Origin of the sequence: Agrobacterium leguminum, assembly GCF_015704895.1 — a bacterium.
Classification (GTDB): Bacteria; Pseudomonadota; Alphaproteobacteria; order Rhizobiales; family Rhizobiaceae; genus Agrobacterium; species Agrobacterium leguminum.
This window is the reverse complement of sequence record NZ_JADQWB010000017.1, coordinates 29,790-52,149: the sequence shown is the minus strand read 5'-3', so window position 1 is coordinate 52,149 and position 22,360 is coordinate 29,790. Positions and strand designations below refer to the sequence as shown.

Here is a 22,360-nt window from a genome sequence, read left to right as displayed (position 1 = left end):
CGTCGCTGCGGGGATTGATTGCGTCAAATCGAGGCAGCTGGCAGCTGCTCGCGACGAGGCCTGCGCCAAGCACAATATTGCATGACGCTGGTCCACTTGGTGGTTCGACAGCTACGCCCTGCAAATCTTCTGTATTGATCCGAGGGAGCCAATGGACTTCATTCTCTCATGTCCGTTGTCGCCGCTCTCGGGAATTGCCCTGACCGGTCCCCTCGTGCTGGTAGCCACGTGATTGATCTTGCGGGTCCGGGTGCGAGCTGCCACAAGCGCCCTTCGATCAACGTTTGAATGCCGTAGAACGTGAGCAGGTCTCCGGCGGAGACCCGTACGATGAGACCATCGCCAGCGACTTGGATGATCGCACACCCATTTTCGAAGTTCAGTTGCCTGTCCTTATCTCCGTCGATGATCGACAAGCAGATATCTGTGCTCTGCATGCAGATTTTCTTCGCGATGGCCTGCGCAGCCTCCAGCTCAATGAAGGCCTCCGAGACGTTTTGATACCTCATTCATCCTCCGTCAGAAGTGTCTCCCTTCGGCAATATGTCCAATATACAACATGCGGGACGACCAGCGGGGTATGGAGGACAGCATGCAGTTGGTCCTGATGACGGGAAATACCCACAACCGTGCTCGCTCATATGAGGGATCGCCACGCGGTTGGCATGCCTGGCCGCTACGCCGAGCGGCGGGCGGCGGGGGATCTATAAGGATCGCTTAATGGGAGGCTTTGCCGTCTTTTGCAAGGTCGGATTCAATCCCTTCGACCTCGTTGCTCCGCAGACCTGTGTCCAGTTCATGGCCGGCATAGGAGATAGGCAATGCCATAGGCCGGCGGAGCATCGCTGCTACGGTGGTCAGACGTGACCTGACGGCTTCCACCCGCGTCACGGGCTCGTTCGAAGTTGCTGGTCTGAAGGTCACCGATCCCCGCGATGTCGCGCAATGAGGTGACGACGACAGACTTGCTGCTTGGTTGTTGCACAGGAATAAGGGGCGCATGTGCCAGGGCGGTCAAGACTGTCCGGCAAACGGCAAACCCGGGGCCCTGCAGCATGCTATTTCGGACGTTCAATTGCGGTCCTGTTTCCGAGCGCGTGCTTTCGCAATAGTGGATGCGAGCTGGCGGCCGATCTCGATGATGTCATCACGATTGGCGGTTGGGTCCTGGTTGCTCCAGGCCAGTCCAAGGCCGATGCGCAGATCGATCTCCTCCACCGCCTTTAAGCGGAAGTTCCTGTTCGGCAGGTTTGACGCCCATTCCGGAACGAAGCCGACACCAACACCTGCGGAAACGAGAGCTATCAGTGAAAGTGTGTCGTCGCAGGTGTAGACGATCCGGTCGGAAAGATCATGCTCACGGTATGTATCTAGAAAGTACCGCTCCGTGTAGGACAGGTTCGAACGCGAGAAGGAAATGATCTTCTGGCGGCGCAGGTCTTCTAGCGTGACGGTCTCGGCTTCAGCGAGAGCGTTGTCTTTGGAGACGGCGAGTAAATACCGCTCCTCTGTTATCGCCTGCCATCGCAATGCGCCGTTGTTGTCCAAAGGCCGGACAAAACCGATATTGACCTGTCCCCGCTCAATATCCCGTACGATGGACTCGGTTGTGCCGTTACGGATATGAATGCGGATATCCGGATAGCGGCGGCCAATTCGGGCAAGGAAATCAGGCAGAACACCGAAGGTTGCCGGGTGGATTGTGCCGATAGTGATCTTGCTGGCAGCCTTGCCCGCGACCGCCTGTGTGATCGCGCAGCTTTCGTCGACATCGCGAAGCAGTTGAACGCAACGCTCGTAAAAAACAGAACCTGCCGGGGTGAGTTGTACGCGGCGTGTGGAACGAATGAGAAGAGGAACGCCCAGTTCCTTCTCGATCGCCTGGACTTGGGCCGTGACTGCAGGCTGGGCGAGGTTGAGCCGGATGGAGGCGCGCCCGAAATGCAGTTCTTCCGCGACGGCAACGAATGTGCTCATTTGGCGCAGATCCATTTCAGTTCCTTCCGCCGGACGCGCGATTAAGGTCGAGGCAGGCCTCTAATTCCAACAGGATAGAGTGGTCCGTTGCCTTGGTCCAGATGCAACATTGATAGGGCAGCGCGATTAATGGTTGCTGAAGGCGGTTTAGCCCCGCATAATGTCGAAGTAGGTGGATTGGGACTACGACAATGTGGAGTAGCAATAGCCTGCCGATAACGGCTAGGATACCCGTTCAGAAGAATCGATGGTGAGGCCATGAAAACGGATATCGGACATCTTCCGCAGGCAAAGCAGTGCGAACTGGAAAGAGTCGTCCGGATCATCCACGAAGAGTTCGCCGGCATTGTCGAGCGTTCGAAGTCCGAGGCCAAAAAGGACGGGCGGATCTATAAAATCATCCTGTTCGGTTCCTACGCCCGTGGCACATGGGTCGATGAACCGCATACGTCGAAAGGCTATCGATCGGATTTCGATATCCTCGTCATCGTCAGCAACAAGGAACTGGCCGACCCCAAATACTGGGACAAGGCGACCGACCGGCTGATGTGGGACAAGGAGATCGAGACACCGGTCGGTCTCATCGTGCATGGCGCCCGCGAGATCAGCAACTTCCTGCATGACGGCCAGTACTTCTTCGTTGATCTCGCCCGCGAAGGCGTCATCCTCTACGAATTCGATGACCGGCCGCTGGCTGAGCCGAAACCGCTCAGCCCTGCCGATGCGCTCAGGGTGGCGCAAGAGCATTTCGATCTCCACAACCAGGAAATCGGTGACCTTCTCGCAGGTGTCGGCTTCTATCTGGAGCGAAATAATCCTCGGCGGGCCGCCTTTGAGCTCCATCAAGCTGTCGAATCCGCCTATTCCTGCTACCTTCTAACGCTGACCAACTACTCCCCGCCCTCGCACAACCTCAAATTCCTGCGCGGACTTTCGGAGGATCGTGATCGCCGGCTGGTCGACATCTGGCCGCGTGACCATCAGCGTTTTACGGCATGGTACAACATTCTCAACGAGGCCTACGTCAAGGCGCGCTACTCGAAGCACTTCGAGATTTCCGGTGAAGCCCTTCAATGGCTCCAGGAGCGCACTGCGGAACTTCATGCCCTGATCGAGACGCTCTGCCGGGAGCACATCGAAAAGCTTCAGCAGGCCGTGAAAAACGATAGTTGAGGCTAGTCACCTGAATCTGAAGTTCGGCTCATTGTTTTTTGGCAGAAGCGCTTGACCGAGGCGAGTATTTGGTCGGCGGATTTGACCCACTTGTATGGGATGGGGGTTTCGATGAAGGCGTCGATGTCGGCCTCCAATTCTGCAGTGGAACGGTGTACGCCGCGCTGCAACTGCTTTCGTGTCAGCTCTGCGAACCACCGCTCGACCTGATTGATCCAGGAGCCGACGTTGGCGTGAAGTGAACATGCCAGTGTGGGCGGCGTGCGAGCCAGGCCTTGATCCTCGGCGTCTTGTGGGTCGCGTAATTGTCCATCACCAGATGCACGTCCGGTCCCTTGGGCATCTCGGCGTCAATCCGCTTCAGGAAGTCGAGAAATTCGGTCGCCCGGTGACGTTTGTAGCACTGGCCGATCACCGCGCCAGTCGCAACGTCGAGCGCGGCGAACAGGGATGCCGTGCCGTTGCGGACATAGGTATGGGTGCGCCGTTCGGCGACGCCCGGCGCTTTCAATCTAGCGCAGGGGCCTGCGGGCGCGGGTTGTTTGTCTTTTCGGCGTTAGCTTTGAGAGCGGTTTTTAAAGCGCCAGGATTCGTTCCCGGTTTCCACGATCTCGCAATGGTGTGTGAGCCTGTCGAGCAGGGCGGCGGTCATTTTGACATCGCCGAATACGGCCGGCCTGCGCGAACGGGAGACAGCCAAGCTCGTCCATTATGACGAAGTCGAGCCTGGTGATGAAGTCGGCGAGCCGGCCCTGTTTTCCATTGCGTGCTTCCGTCTCAAGCCGATTGACGAGATCGACGACGTTGTAGAAGCGCCCACGCAATGCATTCGAGACACCCAGGGTCGTAGCCATGCCGAGACGTCGTGCTTCGGTTGCAACTTCCAGGGTGATCGGGAACTCACAGATGGCAGCACTGAGGTCTTTCAGGAAGTTCACCTTTTCAATCGAGTCGTCGTCGTGGGAAGCGAGAGCAATCCCATGATCTTTCGCGAGCTTGGCAAGGCCGTGGATGACATCGATCGCGTCGGTGGCACACAGTGGCCAACGCTAGCGAACGGCCGGATACAGGCGCGGAAGCCACCGCTCGATGATATCGACCGGGAAACCGAGACGCACCTTGCCCTTTGAACTCGGGGACGTGAGCACGCCGCAGTCCAACAAACTGGACAACACGGTTCGGGCCTGGCGCTCTTGATATCCGGTCAAAGCCTGTGCTTGCGAGCGTGCGAACTCTCCCGTCAGTATGGCCTCGCGCAACAGAGGCCAGCTGCCCTTGGGAAGGCGCTGCATCTGCACCTCCTCATTGCACCACACCTCGACGCGGTTCAAGAGCTCCTCAGGTTTGAGGAGCTCTTCCATGAACGTGACTTGATCGAGACAGCACGAGAGGAAGAAGGCCGTGAACTCGGCAAGGCCCGCCTCAGTGAGGTTGCCACGTCCATCCAGATCGCCGCGTCTTGGCTGATCAGCTTGGGAGAGCAGACGCTTATAGTCGGAGATGTTTCTGGCAAGACCGCGAGACACAGACCAGAGCTCCGAGCCAATCCCAAGGTCGCGCAGCAACGCGTGGGAGAACAGGCGAGAGACACGTCCGTTGCCATCGAAAAATGGATGGATCCATGCAAGACGATGATGAGATGCCCCAACCCCAACGATCTTCTGGAGTTTAGACAGCATCTTGAACGAGTAGCCTTCAACGAACCTTGCGAGCAGCGGTTCAATCATCTCCGGTTCGGGAGCGATGTGTTCGCCGACTTTGACGTGCCGCGTTCTCAGCTGCCCCGGGACCATAATGATTTCTTCGCCGGTATCGGAATTGCGAACAAGAAGCAGGTCATCTGGCAGCCGGCGGCAGAACTCGCCGTGCAACCAGCAGATGCCGTCGAGCGACAGCACAGGGAAGGGCATTTCGTCCCTATCGATAAGCTGCTGCACTTCGATATGGGCCCGGGCCTCGAGCTGAAGGTTGCGCTTCTCCGGTTCTCGAGCGAAATCGCCCGCCATGGCCCGATCGATATCGATTGGTAGCGTGTTGTGTCCCTCGATGAGATTTGAGTAATAGCAGTTCATCGAGCGCACGAGATCACCGACGGAAGCACGCATGATGGGATGAAGTCGCGCTGCGAACCGACTGGCAACTGACGTCAGTTCGATCGTCAGATCTTCAAGTTCCCGGCTGCTGTCCGGAAGAAGGGGCTCTATGCTTGCGAGCGTAACCATTTTTGCCGCTTTCTATGCCGCTATAATTCTGTTTTGGAACATAGCGATAGGGCAACATTTCGGCAATACATTTGCCGGTCTTCTTGCCGATCGAGTTTTAGCCCTTTGTCTGCATGTTCTGCCGGGGAGAAAACCTAACTATCAGCGATCCGGGATAACGAACACTTCTTTCGCGGATGACGACGACGGATACAGCAACACAACGTACCTTAGATCAGTTTCAGCTTTGTGGCCAATGCAGTCGTCTGGGGAAGGGTGACGGTCTTAAGTTTCTGTCGAATGTTCTTCATGTGAAAATTGACGGTATGATGTGTCATGTTCTCAAGGAGGGCTATCTCTTGGGTTGTTTTCCCTTCAGCGGCCCACTTGAGCACCATTGACTGCCGCGCCGTCAGTTCGATGGCCGGTGCTCTGATCGATGCCGCCTCGGTTGCCTCCACGCACATGTGGAGTAACCCCACAGCGTTTGCACTCAAAACGGGTTGCAGTTGGTATTTTTGGGGTAAGGCCACATCACCGGAGAAAAGTGAGAGGGTGAAGAAACCGCTGAATGGCGCCATCACGGGCATGCATATGCCGGCCCTGATGCCCGCCTCGTCGGCACTCGAATAGAATGTCTGGTGGGATCTGCGCGCAACTTTTCCTTCATGCTCAAAATCAAAGACGAATGGCGCCATTATTTCACGGGCATGGGTCAGGACTGGATCGATCCTGTCGAAATGCTCCTGCCGATATATGTCCAGCCACTCCTTTGGGGCATTGGACAAGAGGGAGTTTCCCAACCCCGGGTGACGGACAGTCACCACATGATAAAAGTCAAACCCCAGTTCCCGGGTCAGGTGATCAAGCAGTTCGGCTGTCGCCCGACTGGTTTTCATCATGGATGTCGTATCGATCAATTTGCGTAGCCAAGCGTTCATCTCGCGTCTTATCCCACCGGCTCGAGCGGCGCTTTTGCCATTGAGCGCCATTGGAGGGTCCCGAGATTCTCGATTTTCGCCGGCCTTTTGACATGGTCCAGGCGTTGGAACCTTTGTACTACGGCCGCTCCCGCAGCCTTGGGCAAAGAGGGTGTGTATAAGGGGTGTGCAATTCGAAGGACCGTTCGCATTTGCTGAAGGGTTTCGTCTGAAACGTCGAACACGCCGCAACACACCGGGACCCGGCCGTAACCGTCAGCACGGCCAATCTCCTCCACGATCAATCCCGCTCGCCGGTATACTCTTTCCATTGACGGCTCGTAATTCGACATAAGTGTTTTGATGCCATGCGCGAAGGAGCATTCGAACAAGGCCAGCAAAAGGAACCCAAACGCTCTTGATGGGCTGAGTGTCGGTTGAGACTCTTTGAGGAGGTCGACATCGAGACACATTCGCGTCCCCTCCCATGCGACGGGAGACACCAGATTCTTTCCCGCCAACGTTCGCCTGAACACATCATGCAGCAATGTCGGCCCTGTCGTCGGCATGAGCCGCACCGTGCCATAGAGATGTCGTGCGTCCTTGTCACACCAGACCAGGTAGACGGCGCCCAAACCGTCATAAGCGTCCCGTTCAAGGCCGCGATGCACATCGACCTGCCAGCCAAGACAATCGTGAAAAACCCGCTTCCGCAATCGGAACGATTGCTCCAGCAGGCCCGCGTACCGGCGATATTGATAGGGTTGGATAAGAAGGAACACGAGCAAGCCTCCGATCATGTGTCGGACAGAATGCACGTAAATCCCGGGTTGCCCATTGCTACGGATGGGCACAAACAATTGAGGTATTGCGCCGAAAGTTAAAGGTCTATGGCTGTTGTGCCACGGGGTGGAAGGCCAGGTTCGAGCTGCTGAATCAAATGGTGATCAGCCTGAACTTCATCGCCTGAACGGCGGCCGATGAAATAGTTGCGCATCCGAGCTTCAACCGGCCAGACTTGAGGTAGCTCCTTGCTGTATGCTCGGAAATACCGAGAATGAGTGCAATATCCTTGTGGTCTTTTCCGCGTGCCACCCACGACAGGCACTCCCGTTCACGGGCGCTGAGGCCCGGAACAGGGTCTTCTCCTCCATGAATCTCCGTGATCGCCTTCATATGAATCTGATATGCGATTTCGATCCAGTCCGACCGGTTACCTGCAACGAGTTTGTCCCAGCTTTTCGGGTCGTATGCCGCATTGACGGAGAAAATCGCGCGCCGGCCGACCCTGTCAGTAATGGGGATCGAATAACCGAACTCTCCGACGCCATGTTGCCAGGCGTCATCAAAGAACGCTGCAATTTCGGGCGTCATTTCGAATTCACGCCAGTCGAATGGAAGCTGCCGCAAAAAGCCCTGTTGCACAACAGGATCCACCTGGACATATCGCTTCAGGAAATACTGTGCGATCCATTCCGGACTGTAGGTTGACTGAACAAAGGGTGCATCTAGGTCGCTGATCACGGTTGCGGTCAAATGGTAGGTGACGAAATCTATGTCGTAAATTTCCTGAACAGAAAAAAGGGCCTCATAGACTGTGGGGGCATCTGTGATTGCCTCGATGGCTTCAGTGAGATTCGCAGATACTGTTTTCATTCGGGAACCCTTTCCGATGTGAGGGGGAGGTGTCACGGCGCAGAACGAGAAGCATCTCGCTCCCCACAGGCGCTCAGCGGACAACGTGCCGGCGTTTTTCGACCACCCCGCGTCTCATGTTCTTGCCGTTCATCTTTCGGTCGAAGCCGTGGCAGGCTGTTAGCGCGTCTCGACTTATTGTTCGGCTGTCTGCGCAACTTTGGCGGAATGACTGGTTCGAAACAGGCACCGTACCAACATTTTTCCAGGTTTGGTCAGCGCCTGCCGCTCGGTCGCCATATGTGGTGCGTTGAGAGTCGTTGCGATAAACCGTCGTGGTCCGGCACCAGCATCGTTCCGATGCGGCGATGGAACCTCCAACCACGCCGCAGCTATGACGTGGTAATTGGGATATTTATTACCCGTTGGTGGTGAAATCCGGTTGGGCAGTACAAATCGCCGTTCCGTACAGGCGTCTATCGTAGTTTGGGTGATGCGATGATTATTCAATGATAACGCCACGCTTGCGATATCGGCGCCAAGCGTGGCGTATGAAGCCATTCCGACGCCCTTCCTGGCATCTTTCCTCTTCAATCTGTTCAAATGTCCATCCTTGCTATGATCGCCTTGTGCGCAACAGGCACAGGCAACCTGTGTTGGCAGCCATCATCTCCCCGTCGGCAAAGCCAAATTTAAAACATGTCACATTACGTCATATTTGGCGACTACTACTTCTAGTAGTCGATTTTGCAGCCAAATTGAGGGAAATTGATATATCGATGGTAGAGAAAATGGCTCAACCCAGGGAGCAACCGCCTTGCGTTCCCGGGCTGCTGCCGGGGCAAAGGGCATTTCATGAAAAAATTGATCCTGATCGGTTCGGTTGATGCGGACTTCTTTCTCCTCCTTTCACACATTCTGGAAGTTGAGGGTTATCAGGCTCGAATGGCCAGAGGCGTCGAGGACATGTCCCATCTTGCCGACGATCACCAGGTCAGGGCTGTACTGCTTGACTGCCGGCCTGATCCCTTTCCGGCGGTTGAGGTGTGTGCCAGGATCAAGGGGAATCATCGCACGGCGAGCGTTCCCGTCCTCGCAATCATTGGTGCGGGCGGCGAGGGGCAATATGTCGATATGCAGCGGGCCGGCGCAGAAGAGTGTTTCGTTCGGCCCTTTGCGCCGATCAAGCTGCTTGAATACCTGCGCAAGTCTGCGCTCAGCCGGACCCTGCCTCGAGCGCGATCAGGTCAGCTATCCTACGGCGGCATCGAGATTGATTTCGAGCATCATCGCGTTTCAAGAAATGGTCTGAACATTCACCTGGGACCGCTGGAATTTTCTGTCTTGTCCTGTCTGATGGAGCGACCGACCGAGATTTGCCGGCGCGCAGAACTGATAACTGCAGTGTGGCCCGGCCTGCATCATGTCGAAGAGCGCACTCTGAACGTCCATTTAGGCCGATTGCGAAAGAGACTGAACCGGAACGGCCAACCCGATCTTATCCGCACCGTCCGGGGAGTCGGCTACATTCTGGAATCCCCTTCGCCTGAAGCTCCAGCCGCTTTTGGAGACGATCGCAATGTCTAATCGGCTCGACAGGATCATACGCGGCGCTTGCGTGATAACGGGAGATGGCGCCACATTTCATGAAAACGCCTCCATCGGTATCGGCGAGGGCAGAATTGCGTTCGTCCAGCCAGGAAATATATCCGCCAATCCTGACGAGGTCGATGTCATCGACGCACACGGCCACACGGTTATCCCGGGCGTTATCAACGCGCATGCCCATGGCTGCGTTTCAGGACCATCCATGCCGAGCGGGTCGTCCCCTGTCGATGGGCAAGCCATTGTCTGGAACAGGAACAGACACCTCCTCGAGGGGACGACCACGTTATTGAATGTATGCGGTTTGGCGTTGTCTGATGAGGCGTTTGCGGGCGATGCACATCCGCTTGATGTCCATATCTCCACCGCTCACACCCCTTCCAATATCGAAGCGGCCCTGGCGATCGATGGCGCCGGTCTATCCGAACGGCATCGACATGCATCCATCGACGAAGCTTTGTCGCAAGGAGCAAAAGCGCTTGGCGAGGTTGGCGGGGGGCAGACACTCGGCGGAGGTGCGCAGGAATATCGGTTCATTCCCGAAGCAATGAAACGGATGACGGGACGGGAAGTGTCGCCTCTGGTTTCACGTCAGTTGCGAAATGCCGTGGTCGGCCGATATCTTAAAGTCGAGGACGGGGTTTCCGATGACGAATTGCAGTCGATACTCGACGAATGCGGTCTGTCCGATGTCTGCAGCGCGCGAACCGTGCGTCAGGCCATTCTCGCTTCCGTGATGCCACCCGTCGATCTTGCGCTCAGAGGCTTTGAGGAGATGGCGCAAGAGGCCGCGCGTGTCGGCTTCCCGGCGATTTTTCACAATTCTGCTCCGTCGGTCCGGCGCCTGATCGAAGTCGCCGAGAGATATCCAAACGCAAACATTGTCGCAGGTCATTCGAACCATCCGATGTTTCTAGCGGATGAATCCGTATCGTTCGCACACCAACTGCGAAGACGTGGCGTCACGATCGATGTCTCAACGCTCGACAGCATCCAGACCCGTTGGCGGAATAACCCGGCGAATTTCGACGCGCTTATCGAGGACGGATGCGTCGATACGATCTCGACTGACTATGCCGGCGGACATTGGGACAGCATCCTCCTTGCAATCCAGCGCATTGTTCACAAAAAGCAGATGTCACCGGCTGCGGCTGTCGCATTGGCAACCGGGAACGTCGCACGCACCTTTCCCCAATTGGCCAGCGATCGTGGTTTGATCGAGAAGGGGAGGCGCGCGGATCTCGTGATCGTCGATCGCGTCAATCTGGGTCGCGTTCGCCACATCATCATCAATGGCAAGGTGGTGGTCTGGAATGGAACGATCAATGGCAATGGTTCGGGCGCTTCTACGGCCAAGCGACGTGATCAATAATCACAGGTCGGCCGAAATCTCTCGCAGGAACGGCAGAGGATCACCGGATTTGAGCTGGTCAATTGCCCTGTCGAAAACGTCCTCACGCGCTGCACTCATTTTTCCTCTGCAAACCTGCCGAAACTTTTCCTTGAGTTCGTCCCAAAGCATCGGTCGGCCCGCATCGCCACGCGCCATCGTGGTGGTGGATGGTATATCGCCCGAAGGCGTGGCCAATGTCACCCGCGCCAATGTTTCTGCCGGAAACTTTTGGTCGATCTGATCATCGACCGTCAAGGTGACGGCACCAGCAAGGGAACAGATGTCCCGGTCATAGAGAAGTTGCTCATCGGTGGGCGCGAGCGCGGAGGCGCCGTGACGGATGGCCGCTGCCAGACAAAACGGCAAACTGTATTGCGCCTCAACAAGTGTTTTCGGCATGACCTTGTTTTGCAGCCGCTGAGCCCATTGAAACGTGTGGACCTCGATTGAAAGCACCTCTTTCGGCCGGAGCCTCCGACTTTGCATCAGGTCCAGTGTTGCATCGATGGCGGGATGGATATAGCGGCAACACGAATACGGCTTGAAATAGGCTCCTAATATTTCCCAAGTCCGGCCAAGCCCGTTCCTGATACGCTCCCCATTGAAATAGGATGCGTGATCGAGAATGTCTTCCGGACCCGTAAATCCCTCTTCGGCCAGTTCAAGTGCGGTGAGGCCGGTGACGACGCTCCACGGGATTCCCTCTTTCGCATGATTTCCGGTAAGCTTCGAATAGCCGGAACTTCCGTTTGCGGCCTGATTGGGGGCCCATACACCGTTAATCGCCAAGGCATTGGCGAGACGATCCCGGCCTGTGCGATGGATACTGCCGGCTGCAGCGACGGCGCCGTAGCCGGCCCAGAGACCGCTTTGGCGACTTTTTATGTTTTCAGGGTTTTGTGCGGCGGCGATCCGGACGGCGATCTCGTAGCCGGCGACGATCGCAGCGACGAGTTCGTCCGGGTCGATTGCACGGTCCGCGCAGGCGGCCAGAACAGCGGGGATCACCGCAGCACCTGGATGTCCCCGCGCTGCACGATGTCCATCATCGAAATCAAGGGCGCAGACAGAAGCCGAATTGGCAAAGGCGGCGCCGGTAGTCGATAACCGACGGTCCGAAAACCAGAGAGGTGCGTTTCCGGGACCAAAAATTCGGGTTGCAACCAATCTGGCGCTGGTCGACCCGGTGGCAAATTTGCCGGCGAGGGCGCAGGTCGCGGCGTCGAAGAGGCAGCAGAGCGCCTTGTTCCTGACCTCCACAGGCACGGCATCGAAAACACGGTCAGCAATGCATTCGGCAAGAAGCTTCGTCATATACATGGGAGCATCTCTCAGTGGGTCGCTTCCGCAACCGTCGCTTCGCCGGCGCTATCGTTTGTGATGCCCGACAAGGTCTCATAGACATGGGCGGCCACATAAAGGTCCAGCATGGGCAGACCGACACAAGTGATGTGGACAGGTTTTTCCTGTCCGATTTCCGAAGGATCCATGATCGCCGTGATTGGACGGATGCCCAGCACGGATCCCAATTGCTCCAGCGTCGTCCCCTTTCGCGAGAAGTGAAGCGCAAGGCTTTGCGAACCACGGCGCGACACCATCGCCACGTCGTCACACAGAACACGACCGCACCGCAGCGCCCGTTCCAGATGTGCGGGGGGTGTTTCATCCCCACCCAGATGAAGCACGGCAGCGTCGCCTATCTCACTGGCCTCGAAAACGGGAGCCATCGCGTTTGATGCAGTAATCACAAAATCGCATCGACCGAGATCGAGGTTGTCCCGAACAGGCATGATATCGAAGGTTACCGTCTCTCCCAGCGATCTCGCGAGCCGTATGGCTGAGTCAACTGTCCGGCTACGGACAAGGACCTCGCGAACCCTCTGCCCATGGCATCGATCAAGCGCCAGTATAATTTTCTCGGCAATTGGTCCTGCGCCGAACAGGAAGACAGACACATCCCGACGGGGCGCTAGCAATCGCTCAAGAACAAGCGTCGCATAACTCGCCGTCCGGGCGGCGGATATGTCGGTTCCATCGAGCAGGCAAAGAGGAAGAAGGGTGAATTTGTCCATGAGGACAATCGTGGACCGTGACCGTGGAAGACCGAGCTGGCGATTGAGGGCGTTTGCGCCAACGATTTTCACTGCCCCGTAGCGGCCGTTGACGCTTGAAAGGCAGGACAGCTTCCAGCCAAGGCGCTCCTCCAGCGAACCTGCATCTTTGATCAAGGGATGTCTGTCGATCTCCCCGGGCGTGATGGAAAGCACCGATTTCGTGCCGTAAGTGGAACCACGGGCAATGTCGTCCCATGCTTTGCCGGCGACCTCATGGATGATCTTTCCATCAAGCAAAGCCCCGTCCCTGGCGATCTCTGTCGCGGAGTAACACGGTATGTCTGACAGGCTTGGACTGATAATTCCTCCATTCATGCGAGCTCCTCCTCGAACATCGAACGAGAGGATTTCAGCAGGAATTGGCGGGAAATAAAGCCAAGATTAGCTATCTTTTATGCAACATTATTCATTCCGGTTATATAGGACTGTCCCCAGATTGAGGCGCGCCTCCTGATACGCGGATCGTATCCAGCAGAAACCGCAGGTCGTCTTTCAACTCAAGCTGCTTGAGGAACTGCAGCATTTCCAGTCTTCCGTTTCCGTGCAAACGCCCCGCAGACAGGCGCAAAAACTTCTCCTCCAGAAACGAAGGCGCAAGCGGATTGGCAGCATCGCCCTTTGCAACCTCGACAGTGGCCTCCAAGACGCGGCCGTCGAGCAGGTGAAGACGAACCCTTGCCGCGTGGTGGTGGCTCGATCGATCCGTGGACCTCAGAGGAAAGAGCCGGATTTTTGCCGTCAGCTCGCGCACTGTTTGATCCAGGAAGCGCGAAGGCGCAAACCATTCTGGACCAGCCGCGTGTCCGAGCACGCCCATGGCGATTGCAAAAGGTGCGCTGAACTGGGCCGCCCAGATATCGCGGGGTTCGGGATCATTGAACGGGGCACGGCAGACGATCTCGGAAGCGAAGACCTCGATCTCCCTGACGTCACGACCGGTCCCGTCAACAGCACCGAGGACGAACGCTTCAACAGCAGCTTCGACGCTGCTTTGAACGATCCTGCAGCAGCTGAACGCCTTAAAGCCGACGGTTCGTATTTCGTAGCGAATATCGGGACTGATTTTGAGCCGCGACGGGTCGACGCCGTCCGCCCCCGCCATGCGCCAGAAACCGGTTTCCCCTTCGAAAACGTCAAGCGGCCCCTCAAATCCTGCACGAGCAAGAAACGCTGCGTTGACACCGCCCATTGCTGCGGTCGCAAAATTGTTCTTCGCCATTGTCGGTGTGGTCCCGTAAACGGTCTTCATGACCGACGCAACGGGTGCATTGACAGCCGCGATTGCCAGGGCATGGGCCGCTTGCCGATGATCGAGTTTCAGCAGTTTCGCCGATGCGGCGGCTGCGCCGAATATTTGCCAGGTGCCGTGGCCATGGACTGTCTTGCGCGGCGTGTTGTGGACGAGCGACATACCGATGCGGCATCCCACCTCATACCCGGCGACGATTGCAGCAATCAGGTCGCGCCCTGTGGAGCGCGAGCGGTTGGCAAGCGCGAGTGCGGCAGCAACCACTGTTGCCCCGGGATGCCCCTTCCAGTAGATGTCATCAAGGTCAAGGGCGTTGGCCAAAGTCGCGTAATGAAATGCCTGCCAGGCGGGATCCTGACAGGGCGCTTCGGCGGACCCTCCGGCGATATCCGCCGACAGCCGTTCCAGACCCGGAGCGACCGGGGATTGATGACCGCCGAAAAAGCACCCGACGGAGTCCATCAGGCAGAGCTTTGCTTTCTCTACCACGTCCGACGGAAGGTTCTCAAAACTCGCATTCACGATGTACCCGGCGAGGGTCTGCGTTGCGGGGGTAGTCATGGGGCCCTCTCGACTATCAAAAGGAGGCAGGGAGATCTGTCTTGTTGCAGCAAGTCGAACATAGCCCATTGCAGGCAACATGTTCGACTGCCAAATGTTGAGCTGTTGGTCCCGGCGTTTCAGCGAGACCTACCCGGGAGGCTGCGTTCGGAAACTGCTGACGATGGCGCGCCATCGGAATAAGCCGGCGCACATCATGTATTCGCTGGCTGTCCAGCCGTGCCGCCGCAATGCCCGTTCCGTCCGAGGCGCGGGCGATGACTTGCCCCCAGGGATCGCAAACCAGTGAGTTGCCGAAACACTGCCGGGTCTCGCCACCGGCGGCAAGGTAACTGCCCCACTGGCCGCACGCGGCGAAATAGACCTGGAACTCGATGGCGCGGGCCCTGCACAGGACCTCCCAATGATCCTTTCCGGTCTGCATAGTGAAGGCAGCCGGCAGAATGACAAGATCGACCTTGTTCTCCGCAAGTTGATCGAACAGGCGGGAAAACCGGAGGTCGTAGCAGATAGCGGCTCCGATGCGAAAGCCGCCAGCCTCGTAGACAAAAAGGTCGTGCCCCGGTGCGACTGTGGCGGACTCGCGATAGGCTTTGCCGTCCGGAGCCACGATGTCGAAAAGATGAATCTTGCGATAGCGGCCGGCTTCCCTGCCTTCGGGATCGAACACAACGGTGGTGTTGTATATTCGCTCTTCCCCGGGGACACGCTCGAGCATGCTGCCGGCGTGGAGCCATAATCCGTGCCGGCAAGCAAATTCCTGTGCCATCCGGTAAGCAGCACCACCGGGCATGTAGTCTGCTGCCGCGAGCTTTTCCGCGGGAGTACCGCCCGACCAGTCGAAATGCTCCGGCAGGACGATCAGATCCGGCACCTCCTCCTTGACGGCCTTGAGCATCAAAGCCTGCGCCTGACGCAGATTTGCCCGGCGATCCGGCTGGGAGTTCATTTGAATGAGCGATATTTTCATTGGGAGTGTCTCTCATCATATGCGAAGATTGAATGGCCTGCCGCAAGATGGGCACGTAGCCGGGCGGACCGTTCTTGACGCTTCAGTGCAGCCTCACCCAGGCTGCGCATCCGTGAACGGTCTGCGACAAAGATGCCGGAGTTGTCGGCGAGCACCGCGAAACCGGGAAGGACCGCCGTGCCGGCGCAGGCGATGGGAACATTGATGGATCCACCAATCCGGAATGTCCGGTTCGTGGTTTTTGCCGAGACTCCGCGGCACCAGACCGGCAGGCCTGATGCGACAATTTCCTCAACGTCAGTGCACGGGCCGTCCACGATAATGGCAGCGGCACCGCGCGCCTTTGCCGCTGTCGCGACACCGCCGCCGACACAGGCGATGTCGTCCCCATCGATCCTCGCGATGACGAGAACATCTCCCGGCTGGAGAAGGTCGATCGCCTTGTAGATCACAACGCCGTCGCGGCCTGGAGCCGCGACGGTGAGAGCTTGTCCGATGACCTTTGCGGAGCAGACCGGGCGGAGACTCGTGCTGAGAAAGCCGAGATATTCGGTATGTCCGATGGTTGCGGTCTCAACATCCTGCAGTAGGGCGCAGAGATCCGTCGGGAGAGGAGGCTCTCCCTTTTTTGTCCGATACTGTTCCATGATTTAGGTCGCTTTGCTTTTGTCTGAAATCAGACCGGACGTTCGCCGGAGGTCGTGGTCCGGTGCATGATCCGGATCGTGTTGGGGTCGAAGGAATCCCGACGATGCATGGTGCAGCGATTATCCCACATCATGATGTCGCCTTTCGTCCATTTCTGAACAAAAACCTCCTTCGTATCCGTCGCATGGCGCCACAGGCGCGTCAGCAGATCGTCGCTTTCATCAAGCGGCATGCCGACAATCCAGGCACCCTCGGCCGTTCCTCCAAGATAAAGCGCTTTGCGCCCGGTTTCGACATGGGTCCGCACCAGCGGGTGGACGATACCGCTCCACTCACGGAAATCGCTGGTCCTCGGCTCCCGCTTGCCGAGCCGCAGCTTGCCGGTCTTGTCGTAGACATTCTGGAAGAATATCTGCCGGCCGTCGATTTCCTTTCGCACATCATCAGGCAAGGTGTCGTAGGCCTGATAGGTGGAGAGAAAATAGGTGTCTCCGCCTTCAGCCGGCACCTCCACCGCCCGCAAAATGGCGCCGGCTGGCGGGCGCTCGTAGAACCAGGTGTCCGTGTGCCAGGTCGCCTCGCTGTTGCCCATGGCGCCCGACGGTTTGCCGTCCTTCATGGTGTTGGCGATCACCAGAATTTCCTTGTGGGTGGGGTGTCCTCCTTCCTGCAATTGCTTGGGGTGGATCACGAACTCCCCGAAATGACGGGAAAAGTCGACCTGCTGCTGGTCCGTGATATTGGCACTTCGGAAGCGAAGCACGCCATAGTGGAGCCAGTATTTGCGAACCTCTGCAATGTCCTGTTCATCATAGTCGTTGAAGTCGAAGCCAATGATATCAGCACAAACGTTGCTTCCGCCCTGGACCGCTGAAATTCTTCGAGTATTGAGCATATGTCTGTTCCTTCCTTGGGAATTTCGTCTCTACAAAGGAAGAGTAGCGCTACTGATTGGTCTGTCTCCAATATCAATTTTAGTTAATTGATATGGATTAACGATTAATTCTAGCCTTCGAGAAGCTGCACGGCGTTGGGATCGATGGACAGAAAGACGGATTGCCCGACGCGCAGGTCAGGCAGTCGCGTCGAGCGCACAAGCGACTTGAGCACAGTCCTGTTTGACAGGGTGACAAAGCATTCCCGGTAGGCGCCGAGATTGACGATCCGTGTCAGGGTTCCGTCTATCCTGTTGACCGGGGAGGGCAGGTCCTCTTCCGCAGGCGTGAGGCGGACGGCCTCGGGGCGCAGGCAACAGTAGCGGATGGGACCTGGATTTTCCGAGAGTGCGGCTGTCAGTGCAAGACCTTCTTCGAGCACGACAATTGTCGATCCCCCTTCCGGTCTCAGGGACGCAACCGGCAGAAGATTCGACTTTCCGATAAAATCGGCAACGAAACGAGATTGCGGATTATCATAGATATCATCGGGCTTGCCTTCCTGGGCCACAAGACCTCCATGCATGACCACGATGCGGTCGGACATGGCCATCGCTTCGTCCTGATCGTGGGTGACATAGATGAAGGTCATGCCGAGTTCTTCCTGTATCTCCTTGAGCTCGATCCGCATCGCCTCCCGCAGTTTGAGGTCGAGGTTGGACAGAGGTTCATCGAGAAGAAGCAGGGACGGTTTCGGCGCGATCGCCCGGGCAAGCGCCGTCCGTTGCTGTTGGCCGCCGGACAGTTCTTTCGGATACCGCTCTTCAAAACCCTCAAGATGCACCCGTCTGAGTGCTGATTGCACCTCGGTCTCGGTTTTCGTGCGCGAAACTCCCTTCATCTTGAGGCCGAAGGCGACATTTTCGGCGACCGTCATGTGAGGGAACAGGGCATAGTTCTGGAAAACCAGCCCGATCCCGCGCTTCTCCGGGGGAACGCCCAACTGGCTGCGTCCCCTGATCCTGATGTCTCCACCGGAAGGATCGGAAAAGCCGGCGATCATGTTCAGGGTGGTTGTCTTGCCGCACCCGGACGGCCCCAGAATGCTGACGAATTCTCCTGCCGGAATGGAAAGATCGATATTGTCGACGACCCGATTGGCTCCATAGCTCTTGGAAACCGCGATCAGTTCTATGTCCATTGTGCTCATTTGCTTCCACCATGTATCTGTGTTGAAAAACCGCCGATCCGCTCGAACAGGAAGACGGCTGCGAGAATGAATAGGAGGGAGGCGACGTTGACCGCCGCCAACACCGGGTCGAGGCTGTATTCAAGGTGATTGATGACGGTGATGGGCAGTGTCGTTTCGCCAGGCCGGACAAGGAAAACCGACAAGGGGATGTTGTTGAAGGAGAGAATGAAGGCGAAGGTCATTCCTGAAAACAGGCCGGGTTTGATCAGGGGTAGCAGGATGTAGCGGATCCTTTGCAACCTGTTTGCGCCAAGAACACGGGCGGCAAGATCAAGCCTTTTGTCGACATTGAACATTGCTCCTGCGATCATCCTCACGACGAATGGCAGGGTGAGTATGACGTGGGCCATGATCAGGCCGGGTGTTCCGAGAAGACCGTAAAACCCGGTCGAGGAAAGGAACAGGACGATTGCGACCCCCTTGACGATCTGCGGGACGGAAAGGGGAGACAGCAGGAAGGACATGATCGCGGCATGTCCGGGGCATTTCTCGTAGGCGACCGCAAACGCTGCCAGGAGGCCGGACAGTCCGCTAAGAACAGTCACGATCAGTGCCAGTTCGACACTGAGCAAGAACGGATCGATCCAGCGGTTGCTCATAAGCGCGCCATACCATTTCGTTGTCCAGAGTGCTGGCGAGAAATCAATCTTTGCCGTCGGGCTGACGGATGCCACGAGCACGACCAGCAGCGGCAGGGTGATGAACGCAAGGATAAGCGCCAGCGAAGCTTTGAACATAATCGACAGAAAACTGTTCACGTCTGTCTCCTATAGATGCAGCTTGTTGTGGAGGCGCGCTTCAATACGCGAGCCGATGAAGACTGCGACCAGCATTGCCAGTAGCAGCACATTCGCCATCACGGCGGCGAAGGGCCAGTCGATGTAGAAGAGGACCTGCTCGTAAACCATCGTAGCGAGGACCTTGAAACCCGCGCCGCCGAGAAGCGCCGGCGTGGCATAGGCACTCGCTGCCATGGTGAAAGCGATGAGCAGAGAACTGACGATGCCCGGAATGGAAAGAGGCAAAACGATATGGCGAAGGACAGCCGGGCGAGAAGCTCCCAGTATCTGGGCTGCCTTTTCGAGATTGGGATTGATACCTTGCAGGCTCGTCAGGAGCGAAAGCACCCCAAAAGGCAGAACGACATGCGTCAAACCGGCAACGACACCGAACATGTTTTTCGATAACGGCAAGGGCTCGGTGATCAAACCTGCCCATATCAGCGCGGAGTTCACAAAACCACGGTCTTCGAGGATCACCAGCCAGCCGTAGGTGCGCAGGACCACGCCGGCAAGCTCCGGCGCGATTGCGAGCGCAAAGATAACTGTCCGCCAGCGTGATGTCGCACGTGCCAGATAATATGCGAGCGGATATGCCATCACGGTCACACAAATGGCGACCAGTGCCGACATCAGCATCGTGCGACCGAGACCGGCCAGCATCAGATCATCAGAGAAGAACCGCTGATAGTTGGCAATTGTCCATGCTTCGTCATCGGCTCCTTGAAAACTCAGCCCGATCATCATGCCCATGGGCAACGCAAAGAAGAGTAGAAGCACCGTAGAGGGAGGCACCAGAGACAAATAGGGCCGGAGCGTAAAGGCCCGACGGCGGGGAGGAACAGGAGGTGACAGAAGTTCGATCGTTGTCATTGTCGCCCCCTTATCGCGCCACGGCGATCACTTCACGCTCCCAACGGGCTCCCCATTCCGGCAGCTTGGCTGCGACGGCGGAAAGGTCGGGGAGAAGAAGCGTCTTCAGGTCGGCTTCGGTTGTAATCTGACGTGCCCGGACTTCATCGGGGACGTCTATGTCAGTCCTGGCGCTGCCGACCTTGTAGCCCGTGACCCATGCTTCCTGACTGGATTTCTCGAGAAAGAAGTTTACGAATTTATGCGCCATTTCCTTGTTCCGGGCGCCGACCGGCACATTCAAGGTAGCTACAAGTGGGATCGTGCCTTCCGTGGGCCTGACGTAGTCAACGGGCAAACCGCTGTCGACGAGGAGTTGAGCACGTCCGTTCCAGAACGGCATGGCCCAGACCTGCCCGTCTTTCAAATAGGTCTCCATGACGGAAGAGGACTGCTCGAAGCCGATTGATTGCCGGGCAAGTTCCCCCATCGCCTTGAAGCCAGTGTCGACGTTGTCGATAAGATCACCACCGTTTGCGACGGACATGATCTCCATGAGATAAGCCGCCATGATGTTCTGGAACGTTGGAAGAATGACCTTACCTTGCAGCTCCTCGCTAAAAAACGCTGACCAGGAGGTGGGTGCGGAAGTGAGCTTGTCCTTGCGCCATAGAAGCGAAAGGTACTGCACTTCGTGAACGGCCCCGCAAGCGCCCGCTATCCTGCTGATTTCGGGATTGAGCTTCGCAATATTCGGCACGGTTTCCGGTGAAAATGCATCCAGAAGACCATCCCGGCAGCCGTCCAGCGATTGGGAGGCAGTCATGACGACAACGTCGAAGCCTGGCCGTCCGCGGGTCGCCTTGATCTTTGCATAGTCCTGCGATGCGGACCCCACGGCGTCATAAATGACCTTCACACCGAACTCCTTTTCGAAGGGCTCGATGATCCGGCTGCGGATGATATCTTCGTAAGGCCCACCATAACTGTTGACGATCAACTGCTCTGCGGTTGCAGCACTTACCATGCTGCTTGCCGCAATAAATATAACAAGCAAGATTCCACGTTTCATCGTTCGCCCTCGTAATTTGATTGATTTCTCGGGTTTTCCGGCAGATTTTGCGAAAGATTTGGCGGTCAAATCTAATATTAGTTTTTAATTATTGATCGTATTTCACGAATAATGATGTTCCCGATATTCTGGGAGCCGAGTAGACGATCAATGTTACCCCGCATATTGTCTCCAGTCAGAAAGTTCTCGTCCTCAGAAACAGCCGGACCCGTTTTCAGGGGTGCGGGTAAAAGGAGAGAGAAGACTGGGGAAGCTTTGCGAAGATCGCAAAAAAGACCGAACCAGAAACGGTACCGGACGTCATCACCTTGAGTACGTGCTTCTATGGCGCACCACGCCGCTATGGTCGCGGCCTGCAGGCCATAGAGATCGCGCAGCATCTCAAAGGCGACAGCGGCGTGTATTCCGTCGCACACTTCAACGGGTGAGAATGGCAAAGATGGCAATGCAGCAGTTTGTTCTGACATGACGACTCTCCATTGAGAGTCCGGCCGAGTTTGGAAGTCGCTTGTGGCCGGACACTGCCTTGGCGACCTTCGCCGTCCGGATGCACATCGACTGTCATGTCAGGTCAAACGATAGATCAATCTGCCCGCAGGGTGAAGCCAATTTTCGTCAACTGGCGCACCTTTGATCGATCATTGAAGCGAGGAGACGATCTTTTTCTGCTTCACTCAACATCAATGGCACGAGCCCGACTGACAAGGCGGCGGAAGGTTGCCTGTCTTCTCAGCCATGCAATCGAATTGGTCATGGGGGTTGCCCCGCTGAAAACATGCGAGAAGGTTGGAACATGAGTCAGTTCTCGGTGGCAATCAACACCATGCTGAAGCCGTCAAATAATCAGAATAGCGATGGAGGGGCATTCCCGCCCTGGAATGCGGTCAATACTTCCGGAAAACCGGTGGGATTTGACATCGTCGGTACTGCGCTCTGCGAGCGCGCGGTTTGCAAAAAAAAGAACGAGAAGCTTGCTGATAGATTCAACGACGCCATTTGGGCGATAGCGAAGGACGGCACATTGAAAGAGATGAGCCTCAAGTGGTTTGGGGCGGACCTCGTTTCGCGGTAGCGTCAGAGAGCG

At 56.8% G+C, this 22,360-nt stretch carries 22 protein-coding genes and 2 pseudogenes; 4 read left to right on the top strand and 20 right to left on the bottom strand.

Annotated features, from left to right (window positions below; translation table 11 throughout):
* Positions 1 to 158 precede the first annotated feature (158 nt).
* Both rctB and I3J13_RS20390 read right to left on the bottom strand, forming a co-directional pair.
* Positions 159 to 509 (bottom strand): SMa0974 family conjugal transfer regulator, encoded by a 351-nt coding sequence (gene rctB / locus I3J13_RS20395; protein WP_196380014.1) that lies wholly within the window; start codon positions 507 to 509, stop codon positions 159 to 161.
* A gap of 562 nt (positions 510 to 1,071) precedes the next feature.
* The gene (locus tag I3J13_RS20390) at positions 1,072 to 1,992 is read right to left on the bottom strand and encodes a LysR family transcriptional regulator (protein ID WP_196380013.1); all 921 of its coding nucleotides are present in this window, start codon (positions 1,990 to 1,992) and stop codon (positions 1,072 to 1,074) included.
* Between the two features lie 243 nt (positions 1,993 to 2,235).
* Between I3J13_RS20390 and I3J13_RS20385 the strand changes: the two genes are divergently transcribed.
* A complete protein-coding gene (locus I3J13_RS20385; protein ID WP_196380012.1) occupies positions 2,236 to 3,150 on the top strand; it encodes a nucleotidyltransferase and HEPN domain-containing protein in 915 nt (304 codons plus the stop codon).
* Positions 3,151 to 3,152: 2 nt separating this feature from the next.
* Here the strand turns inward: I3J13_RS20385 and I3J13_RS20380 are convergent.
* The 7 genes and pseudogenes from I3J13_RS20380 to I3J13_RS20350 all read right to left on the bottom strand — a co-directional run.
* Positions 3,153 to 3,652 (bottom strand): annotated as a pseudogene (locus tag I3J13_RS20380) (IS630 family transposase); the annotation flags it as partial.
* 54 nt (positions 3,653 to 3,706) lie between these two features.
* Positions 3,707 to 3,986: pseudogene (locus I3J13_RS20375) on the bottom strand (ATP-binding protein); the annotation flags it as partial.
* Between the two features lie 213 nt (positions 3,987 to 4,199).
* Entirely contained in the window at positions 4,200 to 5,372 is a 1,173-nt protein-coding gene (locus I3J13_RS20370; RefSeq protein WP_196380011.1) for a Fic family protein, read from the bottom strand.
* 209 nt (positions 5,373 to 5,581) lie between these two features.
* Complete coding sequence (locus I3J13_RS20365; protein ID WP_236001052.1) at positions 5,582 to 6,343, bottom strand: autoinducer binding domain-containing protein; 762 nt, start codon at positions 6,341 to 6,343, stop codon at positions 5,582 to 5,584.
* Positions 6,301 to 7,053 (bottom strand): acyl-homoserine-lactone synthase, encoded by a 753-nt coding sequence (locus I3J13_RS20360; RefSeq protein ID WP_196380010.1) that lies wholly within the window; start codon positions 7,051 to 7,053, stop codon positions 6,301 to 6,303. The genes I3J13_RS20365 and I3J13_RS20360 overlap by 43 nt, the downstream gene beginning before the upstream one ends.
* 154 nt (positions 7,054 to 7,207) lie before the next feature.
* Entirely contained in the window at positions 7,208 to 7,927 is a 720-nt protein-coding gene (locus tag I3J13_RS20355; protein ID WP_196380009.1) for a helix-turn-helix transcriptional regulator, read from the bottom strand.
* A gap of 174 nt (positions 7,928 to 8,101) precedes the next feature.
* The gene (locus I3J13_RS20350; protein ID WP_196380008.1) at positions 8,102 to 8,509 is read right to left on the bottom strand and encodes a hypothetical protein; all 408 of its coding nucleotides are present in this window, start codon (positions 8,507 to 8,509) and stop codon (positions 8,102 to 8,104) included.
* A gap of 252 nt (positions 8,510 to 8,761) precedes the next feature.
* On the opposite strand from I3J13_RS20350, the gene I3J13_RS20345 reads away from it, so the two are divergent.
* A complete protein-coding gene (locus I3J13_RS20345; protein ID WP_196380007.1) occupies positions 8,762 to 9,493 on the top strand; it encodes a response regulator transcription factor in 732 nt (243 codons plus the stop codon).
* Positions 9,486 to 10,883 carry an amidohydrolase family protein gene (locus I3J13_RS20340; RefSeq protein WP_196380006.1) on the top strand — a complete coding sequence of 466 codons (1,398 nt, stop codon included), beginning with the start codon at positions 9,486 to 9,488 and terminating at the stop codon, positions 10,881 to 10,883. The genes I3J13_RS20345 and I3J13_RS20340 overlap by 8 nt, the downstream gene beginning before the upstream one ends.
* On the opposite strand, the gene I3J13_RS20335 is transcribed toward I3J13_RS20340, so the two are convergent.
* From I3J13_RS20335 to I3J13_RS20285, 11 genes are all read right to left on the bottom strand, one after another.
* Complete coding sequence (locus I3J13_RS20335; RefSeq protein ID WP_196380005.1) at positions 10,884 to 12,224, bottom strand: MmgE/PrpD family protein; 1,341 nt, start codon at positions 12,222 to 12,224, stop codon at positions 10,884 to 10,886. It abuts the gene before it with no gap.
* Between the two features lie 11 nt (positions 12,225 to 12,235).
* The gene (locus I3J13_RS20330) at positions 12,236 to 13,333 is read right to left on the bottom strand and encodes an ornithine cyclodeaminase (protein ID WP_196380004.1); all 1,098 of its coding nucleotides are present in this window, start codon (positions 13,331 to 13,333) and stop codon (positions 12,236 to 12,238) included.
* A 100-nt stretch (positions 13,334 to 13,433) separates the two neighbouring features.
* Positions 13,434 to 14,828, bottom strand: a complete 1,395-nt coding sequence (locus I3J13_RS20325; protein WP_196380003.1) for an MmgE/PrpD family protein — start codon at positions 14,826 to 14,828, stop codon at positions 13,434 to 13,436.
* Between the two features lie 16 nt (positions 14,829 to 14,844).
* Positions 14,845 to 15,798 carry a carbon-nitrogen hydrolase family protein gene (locus I3J13_RS20320; RefSeq protein ID WP_196380002.1) on the bottom strand — a complete coding sequence of 318 codons (954 nt, stop codon included), beginning with the start codon at positions 15,796 to 15,798 and terminating at the stop codon, positions 14,845 to 14,847.
* Positions 15,795 to 16,445, bottom strand: coding sequence for an RraA family protein (locus tag I3J13_RS20315; RefSeq protein ID WP_196380001.1), 651 nt, complete (start codon positions 16,443 to 16,445; stop codon positions 15,795 to 15,797). Before I3J13_RS20315 ends, I3J13_RS20320 begins: the two co-directional genes overlap by 4 nt.
* Positions 16,446 to 16,474: 29 nt before the next feature.
* Positions 16,475 to 17,341, bottom strand: coding sequence for a TauD/TfdA dioxygenase family protein (locus tag I3J13_RS20310; RefSeq protein WP_196380000.1), 867 nt, complete (start codon positions 17,339 to 17,341; stop codon positions 16,475 to 16,477).
* Positions 17,342 to 17,451: 110 nt separating this feature from the next.
* Positions 17,452 to 18,531, bottom strand: a complete 1,080-nt coding sequence (locus I3J13_RS20305) for an ABC transporter ATP-binding protein (RefSeq protein ID WP_196379999.1) — start codon at positions 18,529 to 18,531, stop codon at positions 17,452 to 17,454.
* Entirely contained in the window at positions 18,528 to 19,331 is an 804-nt protein-coding gene (locus I3J13_RS20300) for an ABC transporter permease subunit (protein ID WP_196379998.1), read from the bottom strand. The genes I3J13_RS20305 and I3J13_RS20300 overlap by 4 nt, the downstream gene beginning before the upstream one ends.
* Positions 19,332 to 19,340: 9 nt before the next feature.
* A complete protein-coding gene (locus I3J13_RS20295; RefSeq protein ID WP_196379997.1) occupies positions 19,341 to 20,225 on the bottom strand; it encodes an ABC transporter permease in 885 nt (294 codons plus the stop codon).
* Positions 20,226 to 20,235: 10 nt separating this feature from the next.
* On the bottom strand, positions 20,236 to 21,276 hold the full coding sequence (locus tag I3J13_RS20290; RefSeq protein WP_196379996.1) for an ABC transporter substrate-binding protein: 1,041 nt from the start codon (positions 21,274 to 21,276) through the stop codon (positions 20,236 to 20,238).
* A 77-nt stretch (positions 21,277 to 21,353) separates the two neighbouring features.
* Positions 21,354 to 21,743 (bottom strand): hypothetical protein, encoded by a 390-nt coding sequence (locus I3J13_RS20285; protein ID WP_196379995.1) that lies wholly within the window; start codon positions 21,741 to 21,743, stop codon positions 21,354 to 21,356.
* A 326-nt stretch (positions 21,744 to 22,069) separates the two neighbouring features.
* Here I3J13_RS20285 and I3J13_RS20280 point away from each other — a divergent pair, with 326 nt between their 5' ends.
* On the top strand, positions 22,070 to 22,348 hold the full coding sequence (locus I3J13_RS20280) for a transporter substrate-binding domain-containing protein (RefSeq protein ID WP_196379994.1): 279 nt from the start codon (positions 22,070 to 22,072) through the stop codon (positions 22,346 to 22,348).
* Positions 22,349 to 22,360 lie beyond the last annotated feature (12 nt).

Excerpts from the sequence above, each read along its gene's own strand:
- I3J13_RS20355 (WP_196380009.1), bottom strand. The coding sequence starts at position 7,927 with ATGAAAACAGTATCTGCGAATCTCACTGAAGCCATCGAGGCAATCACA.
- I3J13_RS20305 (WP_196379999.1), bottom strand. The coding sequence starts at position 18,531 with ATGAGCACAATGGACATAGAACTGATCGCGGTTTCCAAGAGCTATGGA.
- rctB (WP_196380014.1), bottom strand. The coding sequence starts at position 509 with ATGAGGTATCAAAACGTCTCGGAGGCCTTCATTGAGCTGGAGGCTGCG.
- I3J13_RS20335 (WP_196380005.1), bottom strand. The coding sequence starts at position 12,224 with ATGTATATGACGAAGCTTCTTGCCGAATGCATTGCTGACCGTGTTTTC.
- I3J13_RS20365 (WP_236001052.1), bottom strand. The coding sequence starts at position 6,343 with ATGGCGCTCAATGGCAAAAGCGCCGCTCGAGCCGGTGGGATAAGACGC.
- I3J13_RS20290 (WP_196379996.1), bottom strand. The coding sequence starts at position 21,276 with ATGAAACGTGGAATCTTGCTTGTTATATTTATTGCGGCAAGCAGCATG.
- I3J13_RS20330 (WP_196380004.1), bottom strand. The coding sequence starts at position 13,333 with ATGAATGGAGGAATTATCAGTCCAAGCCTGTCAGACATACCGTGTTAC.
- I3J13_RS20280 (WP_196379994.1), top strand. The coding sequence starts at position 22,070 with ATGAGTCAGTTCTCGGTGGCAATCAACACCATGCTGAAGCCGTCAAAT.
- I3J13_RS20345 (WP_196380007.1), top strand. The coding sequence starts at position 8,762 with ATGAAAAAATTGATCCTGATCGGTTCGGTTGATGCGGACTTCTTTCTC.
- I3J13_RS20340 (WP_196380006.1), top strand. The coding sequence starts at position 9,486 with ATGTCTAATCGGCTCGACAGGATCATACGCGGCGCTTGCGTGATAACG.
- I3J13_RS20325 (WP_196380003.1), bottom strand. The coding sequence starts at position 14,828 with ATGACTACCCCCGCAACGCAGACCCTCGCCGGGTACATCGTGAATGCG.
- I3J13_RS20385 (WP_196380012.1), top strand. The coding sequence starts at position 2,236 with ATGAAAACGGATATCGGACATCTTCCGCAGGCAAAGCAGTGCGAACTG.
- I3J13_RS20320 (WP_196380002.1), bottom strand. The coding sequence starts at position 15,798 with ATGAAAATATCGCTCATTCAAATGAACTCCCAGCCGGATCGCCGGGCA.
- I3J13_RS20370 (WP_196380011.1), bottom strand. The coding sequence starts at position 5,372 with ATGGTTACGCTCGCAAGCATAGAGCCCCTTCTTCCGGACAGCAGCCGG.
- I3J13_RS20285 (WP_196379995.1), bottom strand. The coding sequence starts at position 21,743 with ATGTCAGAACAAACTGCTGCATTGCCATCTTTGCCATTCTCACCCGTT.
- I3J13_RS20390 (WP_196380013.1), bottom strand. The coding sequence starts at position 1,992 with ATGGATCTGCGCCAAATGAGCACATTCGTTGCCGTCGCGGAAGAACTG.
- I3J13_RS20295 (WP_196379997.1), bottom strand. The coding sequence starts at position 20,225 with ATGACAACGATCGAACTTCTGTCACCTCCTGTTCCTCCCCGCCGTCGG.
- I3J13_RS20310 (WP_196380000.1), bottom strand. The coding sequence starts at position 17,341 with ATGCTCAATACTCGAAGAATTTCAGCGGTCCAGGGCGGAAGCAACGTT.
- I3J13_RS20315 (WP_196380001.1), bottom strand. The coding sequence starts at position 16,445 with ATGGAACAGTATCGGACAAAAAAGGGAGAGCCTCCTCTCCCGACGGAT.